The organism is Paenibacillus sp. FSL R10-2748 (assembly GCF_038005565.1).
GTDB lineage: Bacteria > Bacillota > Bacilli > Paenibacillales > Paenibacillaceae > Paenibacillus > Paenibacillus polymyxa_B.
In genome coordinates this window covers 67,734-85,895 of sequence record NZ_JBBOTK010000004.1, presented here as the reverse complement: position 1 = coordinate 85,895, position 18,162 = coordinate 67,734, and the positions used below count along the sequence as shown (strand labels likewise).

Annotated in this window: 14 protein-coding genes; 3 read left to right on the top strand and 11 right to left on the bottom strand. The window is 48.1% G+C overall.

The window, feature by feature from the left end; translation table 11 throughout:
* Positions 1 to 75: 75 nt before the first annotated feature.
* The gene (gene gcvPA / locus NSS66_RS13475) at positions 76 to 1,431 is read left to right on the top strand and encodes an aminomethyl-transferring glycine dehydrogenase subunit GcvPA (RefSeq protein WP_023989878.1); all 1,356 of its coding nucleotides are present in this window, start codon (positions 76 to 78) and stop codon (positions 1,429 to 1,431) included.
* Complete coding sequence (gene gcvPB, locus NSS66_RS13470) at positions 1,428 to 2,924, top strand: aminomethyl-transferring glycine dehydrogenase subunit GcvPB (RefSeq protein WP_340959111.1); 1,497 nt, start codon at positions 1,428 to 1,430, stop codon at positions 2,922 to 2,924. Before gcvPA ends, gcvPB begins: the two co-directional genes overlap by 4 nt.
* A gap of 119 nt (positions 2,925 to 3,043) precedes the next feature.
* On the opposite strand, the gene ptsP is transcribed toward gcvPB, so the two are convergent.
* The 10 genes from ptsP to NSS66_RS13420 all read right to left on the bottom strand — a co-directional run bounded on the left by ptsP (position 3,044) and on the right by NSS66_RS13420 (position 15,939).
* Positions 3,044 to 4,756 (bottom strand): phosphoenolpyruvate--protein phosphotransferase, encoded by a 1,713-nt coding sequence (gene ptsP, locus NSS66_RS13465; RefSeq protein WP_023989880.1) that lies wholly within the window; start codon positions 4,754 to 4,756, stop codon positions 3,044 to 3,046.
* Positions 4,749 to 5,024, bottom strand: a complete 276-nt coding sequence (locus NSS66_RS13460) for an HPr family phosphocarrier protein (RefSeq protein WP_013372579.1) — start codon at positions 5,022 to 5,024, stop codon at positions 4,749 to 4,751. The genes ptsP and NSS66_RS13460 overlap by 8 nt, the downstream gene beginning before the upstream one ends.
* A gap of 110 nt (positions 5,025 to 5,134) precedes the next feature.
* Positions 5,135 to 7,180 (bottom strand): glucose-specific PTS transporter subunit IIBC, encoded by a 2,046-nt coding sequence (gene ptsG / locus NSS66_RS13455; RefSeq protein WP_023989881.1) that lies wholly within the window; start codon positions 7,178 to 7,180, stop codon positions 5,135 to 5,137.
* A 252-nt stretch (positions 7,181 to 7,432) separates the two neighbouring features.
* Entirely contained in the window at positions 7,433 to 8,293 is an 861-nt protein-coding gene (glcT, locus tag NSS66_RS13450; RefSeq protein ID WP_023989882.1) for a glucose PTS transporter transcription antiterminator GlcT, read from the bottom strand.
* 190 nt (positions 8,294 to 8,483) lie between these two features.
* The gene (locus NSS66_RS13445) at positions 8,484 to 10,019 is read right to left on the bottom strand and encodes a flotillin family protein (protein ID WP_028542452.1); all 1,536 of its coding nucleotides are present in this window, start codon (positions 10,017 to 10,019) and stop codon (positions 8,484 to 8,486) included.
* A gap of 48 nt (positions 10,020 to 10,067) precedes the next feature.
* Positions 10,068 to 10,586, bottom strand: a complete 519-nt coding sequence (locus tag NSS66_RS13440; protein ID WP_023989884.1) for a membrane protease regulatory membrane protein — start codon at positions 10,584 to 10,586, stop codon at positions 10,068 to 10,070.
* 174 nt (positions 10,587 to 10,760) lie between these two features.
* On the bottom strand, positions 10,761 to 11,924 hold the full coding sequence (locus tag NSS66_RS13435; RefSeq protein WP_028542451.1) for an iron-containing alcohol dehydrogenase: 1,164 nt from the start codon (positions 11,922 to 11,924) through the stop codon (positions 10,761 to 10,763).
* 184 nt (positions 11,925 to 12,108) lie between these two features.
* Positions 12,109 to 13,752: a UDP-glucose--hexose-1-phosphate uridylyltransferase gene (locus NSS66_RS13430; protein ID WP_340959110.1), complete on the bottom strand. Its 1,644-nt coding sequence runs from the start codon at positions 13,750 to 13,752 to the stop codon at positions 12,109 to 12,111.
* A gap of 17 nt (positions 13,753 to 13,769) precedes the next feature.
* A complete protein-coding gene (gene galE / locus NSS66_RS13425) occupies positions 13,770 to 14,759 on the bottom strand; it encodes a UDP-glucose 4-epimerase GalE (protein WP_023989887.1) in 990 nt (329 codons plus the stop codon).
* A 1-nt stretch (position 14,760) separates the two neighbouring features.
* Positions 14,761 to 15,939 (bottom strand): galactokinase, encoded by a 1,179-nt coding sequence (locus tag NSS66_RS13420; protein WP_340959109.1) that lies wholly within the window; start codon positions 15,937 to 15,939, stop codon positions 14,761 to 14,763.
* Between the two features lie 220 nt (positions 15,940 to 16,159).
* Here NSS66_RS13420 and NSS66_RS13415 point away from each other — a divergent pair, with 220 nt between their 5' ends.
* Entirely contained in the window at positions 16,160 to 17,026 is an 867-nt protein-coding gene (locus NSS66_RS13415) for an AraC family transcriptional regulator (RefSeq protein WP_023989889.1), read from the top strand.
* A gap of 127 nt (positions 17,027 to 17,153) precedes the next feature.
* On the opposite strand, the gene mgrA is transcribed toward NSS66_RS13415, so the two are convergent.
* Positions 17,154 to 18,152, bottom strand: coding sequence for an L-glyceraldehyde 3-phosphate reductase (mgrA, locus tag NSS66_RS13410; RefSeq protein WP_068941994.1), 999 nt, complete (start codon positions 18,150 to 18,152; stop codon positions 17,154 to 17,156).
* Between the last annotated feature and the right edge of the window lie 10 nt (positions 18,153 to 18,162).

Below are 18,162 nucleotides of genomic sequence, written 5' to 3'. Positions count from 1 at the left end.
GTTTTTCATCTCACACACTTTTTTATTAGCTAATTTACGATCTAAAATCTTGCTTTTCGAAAGGAGTCAGAACCTATGAAGCAGCATCGTTATCTCCCTATGACTGAACAGGATCAAACCGAAATGCTGCGTGTGGTGGGTGTATCATCTATTGATGATTTATTCAGTGACATTCCAGAGGCCATTCGATATCAAGGGGAACTGCCTCTCTCTTCTCGACTCGATGAGAAAGCCTTAACCCGCCACTTGGCCGAGCTGGCCGGACACAACGCCAATACAGACACACATGCCAGCTTCCTTGGCGCAGGAATTTATGATCATCATATTCCGTCCGTCATCCAGCACATCACTTCACGCTCGGAATTCTATACAGCCTACACCCCCTATCAGCCGGAAGTAAGCCAAGGCGAGCTACAAGCCATTTTCGAGTTTCAGTCGTATATTTGCGAATTGACGGGCATGGCTGTAGCTAATGCCAGCATGTACGACGGAGCGACTGCACTGGCGGAAGCGGGCTCACTGTCCGCCGCAGCTACCCGCCGTAAACAGCTTATCGTATCAAGGTCCGTCCATCCGGAGGCACGTCAGGTATTGGCAGCCTATGCACGCGGATTGGATTTGGACATCGTGGAGATCGGCTGTTCGGACGGCGTAACGGATGCTGATGCGCTAGCGGCAGCCGTATCGGAACAGACCGCGGCTGTTTTGGTCCAAAGCCCCAACTTTTTCGGAGCCGTGGAAAACCTGAAGCCGATGGCTGACCTCATCCATGCGCACAAAGGTCTTTTGGTCGTCAGTGCCAATCCACTAGCACTTGGCTTGCTGGAAACACCCGGCAAACAGGGCGCGGATATTGTGGTAGGAGACGCACAGCCACTTGGCATCTCCTCTTCTCTCGGCGGTCCGACCTGTGGATACTTTGCCGTTTCTCAGGCACATATGCGCCGTATCCCTGGCCGTATTGTGGGTCAGACCACAGACCGCAACGGTAAACGCGGCTTCGTGCTGACCTTGCAAGCGCGGGAACAGCATATCCGCCGCGAAAAGGCCACCTCTAACATTTGCTCCAACCAAGCGTTGCTAGCTTTATCTGCATCTGTATACTTGTCTGTCATGGGTAGACAGGGGATCAAGGAAGTAGCCGAGCTAAATTTGCATAAAAGCCGTTATGCTTTAGAGCAATTGCTGAGCTTGAAGGGCATAACTGCCTCGTTTAACGCACCAACCTTTAATGAGTTTGCCCTTAGACTGCCTGAGGGTACGGATATGAGCAAACTCCAGGCCGAGCTGCTAGCTGCTGGATTTATCGCTGGCTACGATTTGGGCCGGGACTATGAGGAACTTGCTGGTCACATGTTGATTGCCGTGACGGAGCAAAGGACCAAAGAAGAGATTGACCAATTTGTACACACCTTGGGGGGATTGCTATGACACACACCGGACAGGATCAGAAACAAGGGCTGTTGAAGGAACACGATCAAGCGCTCATTTTTGAATTGAGCCGTCCGGGTCGCATCGCCTATTCCCTTCCCGAGTGCGACGTTCCCCGTCGCCCGGTGGCAGAGCTTTTGCCAGATTATGCGCTGCGCAGCGAACCTGCGGCATTACCCGAGGTATACGAAGTAGACGTTATTCGGCATTATACTGCCTTGTCCCGGCGCAATTTCGGCGTGGACAACGGATTTTATCCGCTCGGCTCCTGTACGATGAAATACAATCCGAAAGTGAATGAGGATGTCGCCCGATATACAGGTTTCGCCAAAATCCATCCATATCAGCCCGAGGAGAGCATCCAGGGTGCCATGGAGCTGCTGCATACGCTTCAAAATGATTTGGCTGCGTTAACTGGCATGGATGCCGTCACGCTTCAGCCCGCCGCGGGCGCCCATGGCGAATGGACCGGGCTGATGATGATTCGCTCATACCACGAAGCACGTGGTGAGCGACGTACCAAGGTGCTCGTGCCGGATTCCTCGCACGGAACGAACCCCGCCAGCGCAACCGTCGCGGGCTTCGAAACAATCACCCTTCCCTCCACCCCTGAGGGGCTGGTGGATCTGGATGCGTTGCGTCAAGCCGTAGGCAACGACACCGCGGCGCTCATGCTGACCAATCCGAACACGCTTGGGCTGTTCGAGAAGCAAATCACTGACATTGCTGCCATCGTGCATGAAGCGGGTGGTCTGGTTTACTATGACGGGGCAAACTCCAACGCCATCATGGGGATTACCCGTCCCGGAGATATGGGCTTCGATGTAGTGCATCTCAATTTGCACAAAACGATGAGTACCCCGCACGGCGGCGGTGGCCCCGGCGCTGGGCCTGTCGGCGTAAAGCAACGGCTCATCCCTTATTTGCCCAAGCCGCTTGTCGTACGGGATCCGCAGGGGGTGTACCACTGGGACCGGGAACAGGGAGATTCTATTGGACGGGTTAAAGCCTTTTACGGCAACTTCGGTATTCTCGTTCGTGCCTATGCCTATATCCGTAGCTACGGTCCTGACGGCTTAAAGCGTGTATCGGAATGCGCTGTGCTCAATGCCAATTACATGATGCATCGGCTCGCTCCACATTTTGACCTGCCCTACCCTGGACATTGCAAACACGAATTTGTCATGTCAGGGCGAGGCTTGAAAAAATTTGGAGTGCGTACGCTTGATGTAGCCAAACGGCTGCTTGATTTCGGCTACCATCCGCCTACAATTTACTTCCCTCTGAATGTAGAGGAGTGCATCATGATCGAGCCCACGGAGACGGAAAGTAAGGAGACACTTGATGCTTTTGTTGACACTATGATTCATATTGCGCGGGAAGCAGAAGAGAACCCTGAGCTGGTGCTCAATGCACCATATACTACTCCAGTCACACGATTGGACGAAACTACCGCAGCTCGCAAACCTGTACTGAATTGCTCATGCAGTTAAAAACAAATTCTACTTAAAGCATGCAAAAAAGCCGGTATCTATTAGATACCGGCTGCTGTATGTACACAGCAATTTTTTTGTTGGAAAAAGATATAACCTTTGAAATGTAATACCCTTCCTTAACCTTCGATGCTTTGAACCAATTCAACAACCTGTTCTGCTGTTTGCATGTCCAGAGCTTTTGTAGCCAGTTTTTCCATGTCCGCACGGGACAACTTGGAGATTTGACTACGTGCTGGCAGAATGGAAGTTGCACTCATACTGAACTCATCAAGTCCCAGACCCAGCAGCAACGGAATTGCTGTTGTATCTCCTGCCATTTCGCCACACATACCAACCCAACGCCCTTCACGGTGAGCGGCATCAATAACCATTTTCACCAGACGCAGAATGGATGGATTGTATGGTTGATACAGGTAAGAAACCCGCTCGTTCATGCGATCCGCTGCCATTGTGTATTGAATCAGATCATTTGTACCGATACTGAAGAAATCCACTTCTTTTGCGAATTGATCAGCCAATACCGCTGTAGAAGGAATTTCTACCATGATGCCCAGCTGAATTTCTTCAGATACGGATACACCCTCGGTTACCAACTTTTCCTTTTCTTCCAACAAAACAGCTTTAGCTTCACGGAATTCGTTCAGCGTAGCAATCATTGGGAACATGATGCGCAGGTTACCATGCACACTCGCACGCAACAAAGCACGCAATTGAGTGCGGAAAATATCCTGGCGATCCAGACACAGACGAATAGCACGGAATCCAAGGAACGGATTCATTTCTTTTGGCAGGTCCAGATAAGGAAGTTCTTTGTCGCCACCGATATCCAAAGTACGGACTACAACCGGTTTACCTTCCATTCTTTCCAGAACGGTTTTGTACGCCGTATACTGTACTTCTTCGGATGGAAGCTTATCGCGTCCCATGTACAAGAACTCCGTACGGTACAAGCCAACACCTTCACCACCGTTGTCCAGAACACCAGCTACATCATTAGGCGTACCAATATTGGCTGCCAGTTCGACATGGACACCATCGACAGAAACCGTAGCTTCGCCGCGCAGCTTACGCCACTCTTCGCGTTGCTTGTCGTATGCCACCTGTTTAGCACGGTATTCCGCAACAATCTCTTCGGTAGGGTTCACGAATACGTGACCATCCAAACCATCAACGATAATCAAATCACCGCTTTTAGCTTGAGACAATATATTTTTCGTTCCCACAACTGCAGGAATTTCAAGTGAGCGAGCCATAATAGCCGAATGCGAAGTACGTCCGCCGATGTTCGTTGCAAAACCTTTAACAAATTCACGGTTCAGCTGAGCTGTGTCGGAAGGTGTCAAATCTTCTGCAAGCACAATCGTTTCTTCGGCAATTTCTGCAGGACTAACAAAATGAACACCAAGCAGGTGATTCAGGATCCGCTTGGTTACGTCACGCATGTCCGATGCGCGTTCTTGCAAATAGGCACTTTTCATGTTTTCAAACATGGAAATGAACTGTGTAGCTACTTCATTCAAAGCATAGTCAGCATTAAGCTGCTCGTCTCTGATTTTAGCTTTAACCGGATCGATCAATTCAGGATCATTCAGGATGAGCAGGTGAGATGCAAAAATTTCTGCTTTTTTCTCTCCCAGCTCCTGAAGCGTTTTCTCCTTAATCGATTCCAATTCGGTTTGAGATTGTGCCAAAGCCGCATCCAATCTCGCGATTTCAGCTTCAACATCACCAACCGCGCGTCTCTCTACAGCGTAATTCGGATGCTCCAAGATAAACGCCCGGGCAATGGCTATGCCTGCCGAAGCGGCAATCCCGGAAATTTTAAGCATGAACTTCGCCCAGCCCTTCGTTAACGATTACATTTTCAAGAGCTTTCAGTGCTTCGGCAGCTTCAGCGCCTTCGCAGATAATGTTAATAGTATCGCCTTGTTCCAGACCCAGGGACAATACACCCAGAATGGATTTCAAAGTTACTTTTTTACCGTTAGCTTCGGCAAAAGATTCAGCACCGCTGAATTTGTTAGCTGTATTTACCAGCGCAGTTGCAGGACGTGCATGGATACCGTCTTCATCCGTAATTCTAAAAGTTGTTTGCATAATTTGTTCCTCCCACTTTCCTAAAGATAATATTTGTTTACACGCAGTATACCAGATCATTGATCAGACGGCCTAAGCCGCCTAATCAACTAATCCGAAACACATAGAGTTTATTTTATCGTAATTATACCATCTTCGCCAGCCTTCAATACTCCAGTTTTGTTTAAAGTTACCGAAGAACCTTCTGGAAGGTTAGTAAAAATGACAGGTGAGATGATGGATTTAGCGTTTGCCTTCACGTATTCCAGGTCTACTTTCATAATAGGCTGGCCAGCTGACACAAGATCGCCTTCGTTCACCAAAACGTCAAATCCTTGGCCTTTAAGCTTCACAGTATTCACCCCGATATGAACAAGCACTTCTTTACCGCCATCGGATTGAATACCAATCGCATGCTTGCTTGGGAATACATTGAATACTTTACCATAAACAGGGGACACAATCGTTCCATCATTTGGCACGACCGCAAAACCGTCACCTGTCATACGTTCTGCAAATACCGGATCGGGAACCGTCGAGATATCAACCAATTCGCCGTTAACAGGCATTACAATATCTTCTACAATAATGGTTTGTTGTTCTTCTCCAGCTTCCTTCTCCTCTTGTGGAGCAGGTTGCGCCGGAGCTGGTGCAGGTGTACGTCCAGCCATGATATCAGCCATTTGAGATTTAATGGTGTCGGAACGTGTACCGAAAATTGCCTGTACGTTGTTACCGACTTCAAGGACACCCGATGCGCCAAGTTGTTTCAGACGAGCTTTGTCAACGTTCGATTTCTCATTAACCTCGATCCGAAGACGTGTGATACAAGCATCCAGATGCTTGATATTCGATGAACCACCGAAAGCTGCCAAAATGTTGTGCGGGAGCTCATCACTACTACCGACTGCTGCGCCATCCACATTATCTGTAGCTTCTTCACGTCCTGGTGTTTTCAAGTTGAACTTCCGTATGATGAACCGGAATCCGAAGTAGTAAATAACTGCCAAAATCAGACCGACGATAATTACATACCACCAAGGCGTACGGGTTGGAATAATCCCGAAAATCAGGAAGTCAATAAATCCGCCTGAGAAGGTCATACCGATTTTGACATGTAAAATTTGCATGGTCATAAATGACAGACCTGCGAATATACAGTGTACTGCAAACAGCAGTGGAGCTACGAACAGGAAGGAAAATTCCAGTGGCTCCGTAATACCTGTCAAGAACGAAGTCAATGCTGCTGAACCCATAATACCTGCTACATATTTTTTGTGTTCTGGTCTTGCTTCATGGTACATTGCAAGCGCTGCTGCCGGCAAACCGAACATCATGAATGGGAATTTACCCACTTGGAACGTACTTGCTGTCAACGCCACTCCGTCGCGAAGCTGGCTGAAGAAGATCTGCTGGTCACCGTGAACGGTTTGACCTGCCTTGTTAACATATTCACCAAACTCAAACCAGAACGGTGAATACCAGATGTGATGCAATCCAAATGGAATCAGCGCGCGTTCGATAACACCGAACAGGAACGCCGACAAAGTCGGGTTGGAATACACCATAAAGTGAGATACTGCGTTAAGTCCTTGTTGAACTGGAGGCCAGATCAGAACCAGTGCAAGTCCGACAATCAGTGAGGATACCGCCGTTGCAATTGGAACGAAACGCTTACCCGCGAAAAAGCCCAGATACGATGGAAGCTCAATTTTGAAAAAGCGGTTGTACATGGCCGCGGCCAGTATACCGATGATTATCCCGCCGAACACCCCGGTTTGAAGCGTTGGAATCCCCAACACGTTTGCATAACCCGGTATTTTTTGAGCAATCAGACCAGGTGTGACACCCACGGCTGTACCCAGAGTAATGTTCATAACGAGGTAACCGATGATGGCAGCCAAACCTGCTACACCCTCACCGCCCGCCAGACCGACGGCTACGCCGACTGCGAACAACAGTGCCAGATTATCAAAAACGATTTGTCCGGCATTCATCATGATCGTCGCTACCGATTGAACCCAGCCCGCATTTAATGCCGGAATGTACTGGAGAAAATCAGGATTGACCAGCATGTTACCGATACCCAATAAAAGCCCCGCAGCTGGCAAAATCGCTACAGGAAGCATTAATGCTTTACCGACACGCTGTAAAACGCCGAAAAGCTTTTTAAACATACCTTCCACATCCTTCTCTGAAATTTAGAACAGAGGCAAAACAACAAAAAAGGCATGAGCCGATTTAAGTATGTTTGAAAACAACCTTGGGATATAGCTTGCCCCAGTAGGCTGTAAACAATCATAACTTAAAACAACTCATGCCTGATCGAATCAGTAACACGTTAAATGTTCAGTTGTTGTCTTCCTCATTGCAAAATTGATTATAGCACCCCACTAAATGCGAGGCAATACTTTTTTATTCCGGTTTTATCACTTTTGTTGCTCCCCCTGCTCTTTGCGTTGGGACAACCGCTGCAGATGCATTGTCAAATAACTAACCTCAGCTGGATACACAGATTTACGGAGTCTTTTCTCCATAATTTTCGTGAGCTTCCAGGCCAGCATATACATTTCCGGGTACTCCTCATTCAAAAGCTTGTCCAATCGATAAATCTCCTGCACAATTTCTCCCCGGCGCACACGTTCAATCGCAAACCTCAGATGAGTCAGCAGTCGAGAATAATCAAGAGATTGGAGAGGAATACGATAATCCAGTGTGGTCTCGACAACCTGAACCATATCCGCAATCAGACGAGAATCCTTCCTCACCTCGGAGATATGCTGGTTTGTCATGGCGCTATAAATATGCAGGGCCACGAATCCGATTTCATCTTCTCCCAGATCTACATCCATCTTATCCCTGATTAGAGCAACAGCCTGCTCAGCCATCTTGTATTCCTGAGGATATATTTCCCTAGTCTCATACAAAAACGGATTATGAATCGTAATTCCCTGTTTATGACGGTTGATGGAAAAAGCGATATGGTCAGTTAAAGCAATCAGTATGTGCTCATTTAGAGGCTTCTTTGCTTGAAGCTGAACAAGATGAAGTACCTCACCGATGACCTCAATGAGCTTTTCATCCAGCTCAGGAAGCAACCGTTTGTATTGCTCCTGTTCTTCATGGCTTTTTAATATAAATAATTTTTCAACTGAATCCAACGGCATAAGATCACCGGGTCTGCGATTGAAACCGATTCCTTTTCCAATCACAACAACCTCATCATGCTCGGGATGCATCCCTATAATCACATTGTTATTCAGCGCTTTGGCCACTTTTAGGCTGCTCACATCCGCACCTCTTTTATCAGAACCTTGATCCTAAGAATTATAGCATGAAGCTCAGAGGAATCCACGTTAAAGTACCAAATATTCGGCTAAAGGTCAATAAAAAGAAAACGCTTTTCATCACATTGCCGGGAAATGCTGTGATGAAAAGCGGTCTTTTGGTTAGGGGTAGATGCTCCCTAAAGACTTACCGTTATTCTTTATCTGTTAGTGCTGCCTCCACCGAGGCTGGAAGATGCTGCTTATTCCCTTCACCGGAGGACGGCACGGAATGAAGGCCTTTTTTCCCAGTCGTCAGCCCCTTGATTAACTGCTCCACATCAATGCCGGATACACTCTTCAGCATCTCAGGTGCCGTAGCCATCAGTTCGGTGACATAATTGCTGACACGCGCTGCTCCTTCTCCTTTTCCCGTATCAACTACGGTGAGTTTATCAATGGACGCAATCGGTTCGGCAATACGTCCAGCCAGATCAGGCAACATTTTTACGATAATATCGAGCACGGCGGCCTCTCCAAACTTCTGGAACGCCTCCGCCAGTTTTTCCTTGGCCTCCGCTTCTGCAAGTCCACGCAAACGGATGACATCTGCGTCTGCCGTACCTTTGGCGCGTTCGGCATCCGCTTCTGCTTGCCCGTTGAGACGTTTTTGTTCAGCTGACGCTTTAGCCTGTGTCTCAATCGAGTATTGCAGCGATTCAGCCTCACGCATTTTACGCGATTTATCTGCTTCCGCCGCTTGCTCGACCGCATACCGATCAGCTTCTGCCTTCTTTTTCACTTCCGCATCATATTGCTTTTCACGTACCTGTATTTCCTTGGATTGAAGATCAATTTCCCGTTCTTTGCGCACCAGCTCGACTTTCATCTGCTCCTCGACAGCAGTCTGCTTGGCACGGGCCTCCTGAATGTGATAAGCCTGATCGGCTTCTGCCTTCGCTGTATCCTGTTCTTTCTTAAACGAAGCCACTTTCAGTTCCTTCTCCTTGGCTGCCTCCGCAATGTTGGTATCCCGCAGCAGTTCGGCCTTCTGGCCTTCCTGTTCCGCACGCGCCTTCTGAATCCGGGCATCCCGCACAGCCTCGGCTTCTGCAATCTCAGCATCCCGTTTCACAGCGGCAATTCTCGGCTTACCAAGCGCATCCAGATATCCGTGCTTATCACGCACATCTTTGATGGTGAATGAAACGATTTGCAAGCCCATCTTTTTCAGATCACGAGCAGCCACGCCCTGTACTTCCTGCGCAAACCGATCCCGATTACGATAAACTTCTTCCACTGTCATCGAACCGAGGATTGCGCGCAAATGTCCCTCCAGCACTTCCTGAGCCTCTCCCCTAAGAGCCTCCAGTGGCTTCCCGATGAACTGCTCGGCTGCTGTAGCTACATCCTCAATAGAACTGCCGACCTTGATGATCGCCACACCATCCGCAATCACAGGAACTCCTTGTTCCGTATACACTTCCGGTGTGGTTACGTCCAGTTTATGGGACAACAGAGAGATGAATTCGGACTGCTGAAAAATAGGCCAAATGAAGGCCCCCCCGCCGCGTACAATTTTAATTTTTCGTCCAGAGTCATCCTCGGAAATATTTTTATTTCCTAGAAAAGAACCCGTCACGATCATTCCTTCATCCGGCCCTACCGTTTTGTAACGGGCCCAAAAAGCGATCCCTAATATAACGATAACGATGACAACAATCCCAGGGACCAACACAATATCTTGCAAATTTGACACTCCCGATCACGCTCCCTTCAAGTTAAGCGAATGCGCCGTCTATGTGTCCAGGTACGCTACGCGGACGACGCCCTCTGCGACCTCAACCACGACGATACGGGTTCCCGCAGCAAGCGGTTTGTGATCGAAGCTAGATGCTGTATGTATGGTGTTGCCTGCACCCAAACGGATCATAACCTCCCCGTAACCAACCTCAGGTACAGGAATGGTGACCTCACCGATCCGGCCAGTCAGCTCACGCATGGAGAAGCCGCTGGATACCTCCGAATTCGCCATGGGTTTGATAAACGCAAAGAACACGAGTATTCCGATGACAAACGCAATCCCTAAAGCAAGCACGACGACCCACCCCATGCTCAGCCCGGTATACTTTGTCAGCAGTACTCCAGCTCCGCCAAAAGCGGTCATGGCTCCAAGTAAAACGACAGGTCTGAACCAATCGAGGCCCGGTAGCTCCAATGCACCATCCAGCCAACCACCGAGTACATCTCCAATCAGCACACTGACTACGGTAAAGATAGCGCCCCCTGCCAATAACCACCAAAATATGGTTTCCATGCGACTCCTCCTTCCATGTACCTTTTCAGTCTGGTTTCCAGTCTATAACTATGTTTACGTATTCAACCTTAAAAAGTTTCAAAATTTTCCTCCAAAATCCCAAATCAAACCCAAAAAAGCACGTTCGTACGTCTAATGACGCACAAACGTGCTTAAAATGATACAAATGTCGGTTTACAGAGATGCTTTGTAAATTTCGACTACATCTTCGCGATTGAGCTTGTTAAAGCCACCAAAAGATCCAAATTTCACAGCTTTATCAGCCATAACATCGATTTGGGACGCATCAATATCGTAATCAGCCAGACGGCTTGGTGCACCAATCGAGTTCCAGAAATCACGCAGCGCCTGAATACCTTCCAGCGCCACTTCTTCATCACTCTTGCCTTCTGGGTTTACATGGAACACATTGACGGCCAGTTGTTTGAAGCGTTCAGGCTTCACATGCAGATTGTGTTTCATCCAGTTCGGGAACAGAATAGCCAGTCCTCCACCATGTGGAATATCATAAACAGCAGACACAGCATGTTCGATATTGTGAGTAGCCCAGTCACCTGTCAGCCCCATGTTTAGGAAGCCGTTCAGCGCCATCGTACCACAATACATAATCGTTTCACGTAGCTCGTAGTTTTCCAGATCGTTGACCAGACCTGGAGCCGCATCCATGACCGTACGCAAAATCGTTTCGCACCAGCCAAGTTGGACCGGAGTATTGGATTCCAAATGGAAATAATGCTCCAGTGTATGTGACATCATATCTACGATTCCGTAAACGGTTTGATTTTGTGGCAGTGAGTATGTGTTCACAGGATCAAGAATAGAAAACGCAGGGAACGCAAATACGCTGCCCCAGCCCAATTTTTCCTGTGTTTTTTCATTTGTAATAACAGAACCCGCATTCATTTCAGAACCGGTAGCTGCCATGGTCAAAACCGTACCTAGTGGCAATGCTGCCTGTGGTGCCGCTTTACGCTCTGCAAAATCCCACATGTCGCCATCATATTTTGCACCAACAGCAATGGCTTTGGAGCAATCCAGCACACTACCACCGCCTACAGCCAGAACGAGGTCGATTTGATGTGTTTTACACAATTCAACGCCTTTATGTACTGTAGATAAGCGAGGATTCGGTTCTACACCAGCCAGTTCCGTTACCTCTGCACCGATTTCACCAAGCAAACTTATTACATTATCGTACAAACCGCTGCGCTTAATGCTGCCGCCGCCATATACAAGCAGTACACGTTTACCATATTTAGGAACTTCACGCTTGAGAGCCTCCAATTGTCCTTTACCGAAGATCAATTGTGTAGGATTATAAAATTCGAATGCTTTCATCGCAAACGCTCGCCTCCAATAGTTCTAAAGTTTAATGTTAAGAAACTACTCTATTATAACCTTTTCGGTTACAGGAAACAAATCTGCTTTATTTTCAGAAAAAAACCACACTCCTTGAGGAGCATGGTTCCATGTCATATCTTGGGAGGGTTCTCGTAGAGTATTATGTGCTGCGCAAGCAATTTTATTCTCCCAAAGTATATCCCAATTGTTTCATAAAACGACCAAAGGCCTGATGACCGGACGGATTTCGTTTATACACTCCTGCATGCTCTAAAATTTCACTGAATTTCAGTCCAACCTCATTTTGTACGGTACGAACAGCCGTCTCCTTGTCAGGCAAACGACCGAACCGGGTGTTTAACTGATAAATCCAGTCTGCATGCTTAAACAGTGGATGTCCTTCCTGCTGCATAGCCACAGCCAGCTTGTCATCCCCACACAAAATATCTGCAATTCCATCCAGTTCATCCTTGAGCCGCCCCGGTAATATGGCAAGTCCCATAACTTCGATCAGACCGATATTTTCCTTCTTGATGTGATGCATCTCGCGGTGAGGATGGAAAATACCTTCCGGATACTCTTCACTCGTTCGGTTGTTACGCAGTACGAGATCCATCTGGTACCTGCCTTCGGCATCACGGCGCACAATCGGCGTCACGGTATTATGCGGAATCGTTTCCCCTTCCTGCTCTGTATGAGAGAGGACATCAGCTACAGGATCACTATAAGCTTTCCAGGCTTCAAAAGCAGCATTTCCCGCTTCCAACAACGCCTCGGCATCTGTTGACGTAAAACGGATGACCGACATCGGCCAGTTTACAATCCCTGCTGTAACCTGCGGGAACGATTCATTATGGTATATGCCGTCCACACCCGCTTTTTCAATTGGGAATGTATGACGACCACCCTGAAAATGATCATGGGTCAGAATCGATCCGCCGACAATCGGCAGATCCGCATTGGAGCCAATAAAATAATGCGGAAACGCTTTCGTAAAGGCCAGCAATCGGCGCAGTGTATCCTTCGTAAGCTTCATCGGTACATGATCATGATGGAACACAATGCAGTGCTCGTTGTAATACACATAGGGTGAATATTGAAAAAACCACGGTTCCCCATTCAATTCCACCGGAATGATGCGCAAATTTTGACGGGACGGATGATTTACTCTTCCTGCATATCCGACGTTTTCACGGCATAATTGACACTTGGGATAAACAGGCGGCGGCAAAAGCTTCGCCATCGCAATTTCCTTGGGACTTTTTTCTGGCTTGGACAAATTAATCGTGATTTCCATATCTCCGTAAGATGTCGACTGATTCCAGTACACATTGCTGGCAACCCGATCCATTCGAATGTAGTTCGAATCGATGGATAATTGATAAAAAGCATCTGTCGCCGCCTCTATGCCACGTTCAGCCTCCGTTTGATGAAAGTCACGGATGACTTCAGACGGTCTCGCCATCAGCAGTCCCATGATTTTGGAATCAAGCAAATCGCGATACGTATCTGTGTTTTCAGGGATAAGTCCTATGGCAAAACCATAATCTATCAATACATTAAGCACAGGCTGGAGAGCTTCGGGGGCCATAACGCCCCCTGCTTCCCCACCTGAATAAGGCTCCGAAAACCCAAACTGCTCCAACAGCAGATTACGGCTGTAATCTGTATCTTGCGGACCGATCAAGCCCTTGTTTTGTGCGAATGCAACCAGTTGCTCCACCGCATATAGAGCCGATTGCTGCACAGTTTCGTCGATGTCATGGGCCAGATGCCGGGAAAGTTCCCGGCCTTGGCCTTTATCTGCGGATTGGCGCTCGCTCATATGTCATCGTCTCCCGTCTATTCGTCGCCGTAGCCGTGAGGGTGCGACTGATGCCATCCCCATGCTCCGCTAATAATATCCTCTAGTTGGGTACGTGCTGGACTCCAGCCCAACACCGAACGAGCCTTGTCAGAAGATGCAACCAATATCGCTGGATCGCCTGCGCGGCGTGGCTCTGTCACAACTGGAATGTCGAGTCCAGTGACCTTGCGTGCCGTCTCAATAACTTCTTTCACAGAGAAGCCCTGTCCATTGCCCAAGTTGAATACGTTGCTGTCATTGCCTTCGCGCAAGTAATTTACTGCACGCACATGAGCATCCGCCAGGTCACTCACGTGAATGTAATCCCGAACACACGTGCCGTCAGGTGTCGCATAATCCTCACCAAACACAGCGATGTGTGGACGCTGTTTCAAGGCTGTCTGGAGCACTAACGGGATCAGATGGCTTTCTGGTCGGTGATCTTCACCGATCTTGCCGCTCTCATGCGCACCAGCCGCATTAAAATACCGTAAAGACACATATTTGATGCCTAAAACTTTGTCAAACCACGACATCATGCGCTCCATCATCAGCTTTGTTTCACCATACACGTTGGTTGGCTCTGTACGGTCACCCTCTTCAATCGGCACCTTTTCCGGTTCGCCGTAGGTAGCCGCAGTAGAGGAAAACACGATTCGGCGCACTCCAGCATCCTTCATTGCCTCCAGCAAGCTCAGCGTGCCAAATACATTGTTGTCGTAATATTTACCAGGATTTTGCATACTTTCTCCAACCAGCGAGTTGGCTGCAAAATGGATAACTGCATCGATACTATTTTCTGAGAACAATTTGGACAGTAGTTCTTTATCCCTCAAATCCCCTTCATACAACTTGCCTCCAAGCAATGCTGCTTTGTGCCCGGTTTGCAAATTATCCAGTACCACAACTTCTTCTCCCAGATCCAACAGTTCTGCTACGGTATGTGAACCGATATATCCAGCTCCACCTGTGACTAAAATGGCCATGTTATTCGTCCTCCTTCAGTTCTTTAACTCCGTCTCCTGCCTTGCATACATAAAAGCTGGCTTCCAGCCCTGTGCGGGTCTGATAAGCTTCGCCGACTTCCTTCACAAAACGTTCCACATCGTTCTCATGAACCAATGAAACCGTACAACCTCCAAATCCGGCTCCTGTCATACGAGCACCCAGCGTGCCAGGAATGCGCCGTGCTTCTTCAACCATGACGTCCAGCTCCGTGCAGCTGACCTCATACAAATCGCGTAATGAATCATGAGAAGCATTCATTAACTGACCAAAAGCTGCAAGTTCATTCGCCGCGAGAGCATCAACAGAGGCCAACACACGAGCGTTTTCCTCCACCACATGCTGTGCCCGCCGACGCACTGTTTGGTCCGCGATGTGATGCTGGAGCTCTCCGAAACGTGCCTCATCCAGCTGAGCGAGGTATTCCAGTGACGGCTCCTGCTGCTGCAAAATGGACAGTGCTTCGGCACATTGACTACGACGCTCGTTATAGGCCGAGTCCACCAAACCGCGACGCTTGTTTGTATTGCCGATCACCAACTTGTAATCTCCCGTGCGGAATGGCACTTTACGGTAATCCAACGTATCGCACATCAGTAGAATTGCATGATCAGCTGCTCCGTTCGCTACAGCGAACTGGTCCATAATGCCGCAATTGACACCTACATAATTGTTTTCTGCCCGCTGGGACAACAAAGCGATTTCGACCGTATCTGTTTTCTGTTTTTCGATCGTGAGGAACGCGTATCCTGTAACAACCTCAATGGAGGCTGAGGAGGATAATCCAGCGCCATTGGGTATTTCTCCGTGAAAGAGCAGGTCATATCCGTTAGACGGATAAACTCCCTTATCAGCTAGCTCCACCAGCACACCCACCGGATAGTCCACCCACTCATCCGTTTTTGTTTTACCTATTTCTCCGCGGGAGATAGATACTTCATACGACAGGTTTGTTGAAGCAAAATGAATTTCATCATCATTGCGCGCACGAAGGATTAGCGTCGTTCCGAATTCCAGCGCAGCCGGGAGTACATAACCACCGTTATAGTCGATATGCTCTCCAATCAGATTGACACGTCCAGGTGCATGAAATATCTGCAGTTCATTGCTGCTTTCACCATATTTTTCAATAAAATGTTTCTTTAATTCAGTAGAGTTCATATCCGCATCCACCTCATATACCGTTAGTAAAGGCCCTCCTGATTTCCCTGTAACATCTTAATCAGGTTGACATCTCTTATGATTTCAGTATAAATGAAAGCGTCACACGATGTAATGCATCCATGTGTTTAAGCTATGGATAAATGTGACTTGGATATGTACAATGTAAGTATACCGCATCCGCTAAACCATTCACAAATGCAGGAAGGATGACCCTATTTTGCAAGCGCATTCATATAGTTATGCCGTTGCCTCTAATCCGGTGTTTTATGAAAATAGCCCGCTGCATGTGCTTTTTGCAGGAGAGAGCCAAACCAAATCCGGTCATGCCGTGGGGCCGAAAATCTATGATTACTATCTGCTACACTTTGTAGAATCGGGCAGAGGTATCTTCCGAACGGAACAGCACACATATCAGCTTGAAGAAAACGATTTTTTCCTTATTCATCCCGGTCAGCTGGTGAGCTATACCTCTGATGAAGAGAAACCGTGGCGTTATCGTTGGTCTGCGTTTACCGGGCACCATACTGAGCAGGTGGTGCAGGAGGCCGGGCTACGTGTTCACCAGCCTGTCTTTCATGCTTCCGATCAAAGTCCCATCCCCGGTTATTTGGAGCAAATGCAATTGGCCTTTTATAGCAGAAAATCTAGTTCTCATCTATCAGCCTTGGGCTATTTGTATCTGATTATGGGGGAAGCAGGCAATTACCTGAGTGACTGGACTGATCCGTCCGGGGCGGATTCGCAAATTCAACGTACAGTCAAGCAGATGGTGCAATATATGTCCACTCAGTACGCACATCCCGTTTCCATTGAGCAAATGTCTGAAGGACTTGGTTATAATCGTGCATATTTGTCACGGATATTCAAAAAGGAAACGGGCATCTCCCCCGTCACCTATCTGCTTAAGCTAAGAATCGACAAATCACGTCAACTGCTGCGTGAGCGTCCTGAATTATCGGTAGAGCAAGTGGCCGCTTCGGTCGGACTAACCGATGCCTTATATTTCTCACGTCAATTCAAGCGCTTCTGCGGTCAGTCTCCAACCGAGTACCGAAGCAAGGTTAAGCAATACCCACAGTCGTAAAGCAGGCTTAAACAGCCCGCATCCTTCAAACGGATGCGGGCTGTTGGTTATATATTGTATAAAAGGATGCGAAATTAGGCCGATGACTACAGATTAACTTTCACCATTAGGCTGTGCCGCCGTCCTGTCAGTTCCCGGCATTCAGAATCGAATCAATTCGATCCAGTTCCTCCTGAGAAAAGTCCAGATTGGATAAGGTAGCAACATTTTCTTCAATTTGGCTTACACGGCTTGCCCCAATCAAGACAGAGGTCAGACGTTCGCCGCGCAGAGCCCAGGCCAGCGAGAATTGAGCCAAACTTTGTCCGCGTGCAGCAGCCATCTGATTCAGGGCGCGTACCTTGCGAAGTGTCTCTGGCGTTACATGGTTCTCATTCAGGAAAACCGATGTACTCGCTGCACGTGAATCCTCGGGGATTCCGTTCAAATATTTATTGGTCAGCAATCCCTGAGCCAGCGGGCAAAAGGCAATGCTGCCTACCCCGTTTTCGTCCAGTACATCTTGTAATCCGCTTTCAATCCAGCGGTCGAGCAAGGAGTATTTCGGCTGATGAATCAGAAGCGGTGTTCCCAGCTCCTTCAGAATGCGAGCTGCTTCTGCTGTTTGCTCCGCACTATAATTGGACACACCCACATACAGCGCTTTGCCGGATCGTACGATATGATCCAGTGCTCCCATCGTTTCTTCCAGCGGCGTATTAGGATCAAATCGGTGAGAGTAGAATATATCGACATAGTCCAGCCCCATCCGCTTCAGGCTCTGATCCAGACTGGATATCATATACTTGCGAGATCCCCAGTCACCATAAGGCCCTGCCCACATATTGTAGCCCGCTTTGGTGGAGATGACCAACTCATCCCGGTACGGTTTCATATCACTGGCTAAGACTTGTCCAAAAAATTCCTCAGCTGATCCCGCAGGAGGGCCATAGTTATTAGCTAAATCAAAATGCGTAATTCCTAGATCAAAGGAGCGGGTAATCATGCTACGGCCATTCTCCGCGTTGTTAATCCCGCCAAAATTGTGCCACAAGCCCAGCGAAATAGCCGGCAGTTTTAGACCTGATCTCCCTGTACGGTTATATTTCATACTTTCATAACGATCTTCGCCAGCTAAATAAACCATGCTATCCCAG

What these genes read in the sequence shown, in the direction of transcription:
- mgrA (WP_068941994.1), bottom strand. Translation starts at nt 18,152, where the DNA reads ATGGTTTATTTAGCTGGCGAAGATCGTTATGAAAGTATGAAATATAAC.
- NSS66_RS13440 (WP_023989884.1), bottom strand. Translation starts at nt 10,586, where the DNA reads ATGGAAACCATATTTTGGTGGTTATTGGCAGGGGGCGCTATCTTTACC.
- NSS66_RS13430 (WP_340959110.1), bottom strand. Translation starts at nt 13,752, where the DNA reads ATGAGCGAGCGCCAATCCGCAGATAAAGGCCAAGGCCGGGAACTTTCC.
- NSS66_RS13435 (WP_028542451.1), bottom strand. Translation starts at nt 11,924, where the DNA reads ATGAAAGCATTCGAATTTTATAATCCTACACAATTGATCTTCGGTAAA.
- NSS66_RS13460 (WP_013372579.1), bottom strand. Translation starts at nt 5,024, where the DNA reads ATGCAAACAACTTTTAGAATTACGGATGAAGACGGTATCCATGCACGT.
- NSS66_RS13420 (WP_340959109.1), bottom strand. Translation starts at nt 15,939, where the DNA reads ATGAACTCTACTGAATTAAAGAAACATTTTATTGAAAAATATGGTGAA.
- ptsP (WP_023989880.1), bottom strand. Translation starts at nt 4,756, where the DNA reads ATGCTTAAAATTTCCGGGATTGCCGCTTCGGCAGGCATAGCCATTGCC.
- galE (WP_023989887.1), bottom strand. Translation starts at nt 14,759, where the DNA reads ATGGCCATTTTAGTCACAGGTGGAGCTGGATATATCGGTTCACATACC.
- ptsG (WP_023989881.1), bottom strand. Translation starts at nt 7,180, where the DNA reads ATGTTTAAAAAGCTTTTCGGCGTTTTACAGCGTGTCGGTAAAGCATTA.
- gcvPB (WP_340959111.1), top strand. Translation starts at nt 1,428, where the DNA reads ATGACACACACCGGACAGGATCAGAAACAAGGGCTGTTGAAGGAACAC.
- gcvPA (WP_023989878.1), top strand. Translation starts at nt 76, where the DNA reads ATGAAGCAGCATCGTTATCTCCCTATGACTGAACAGGATCAAACCGAA.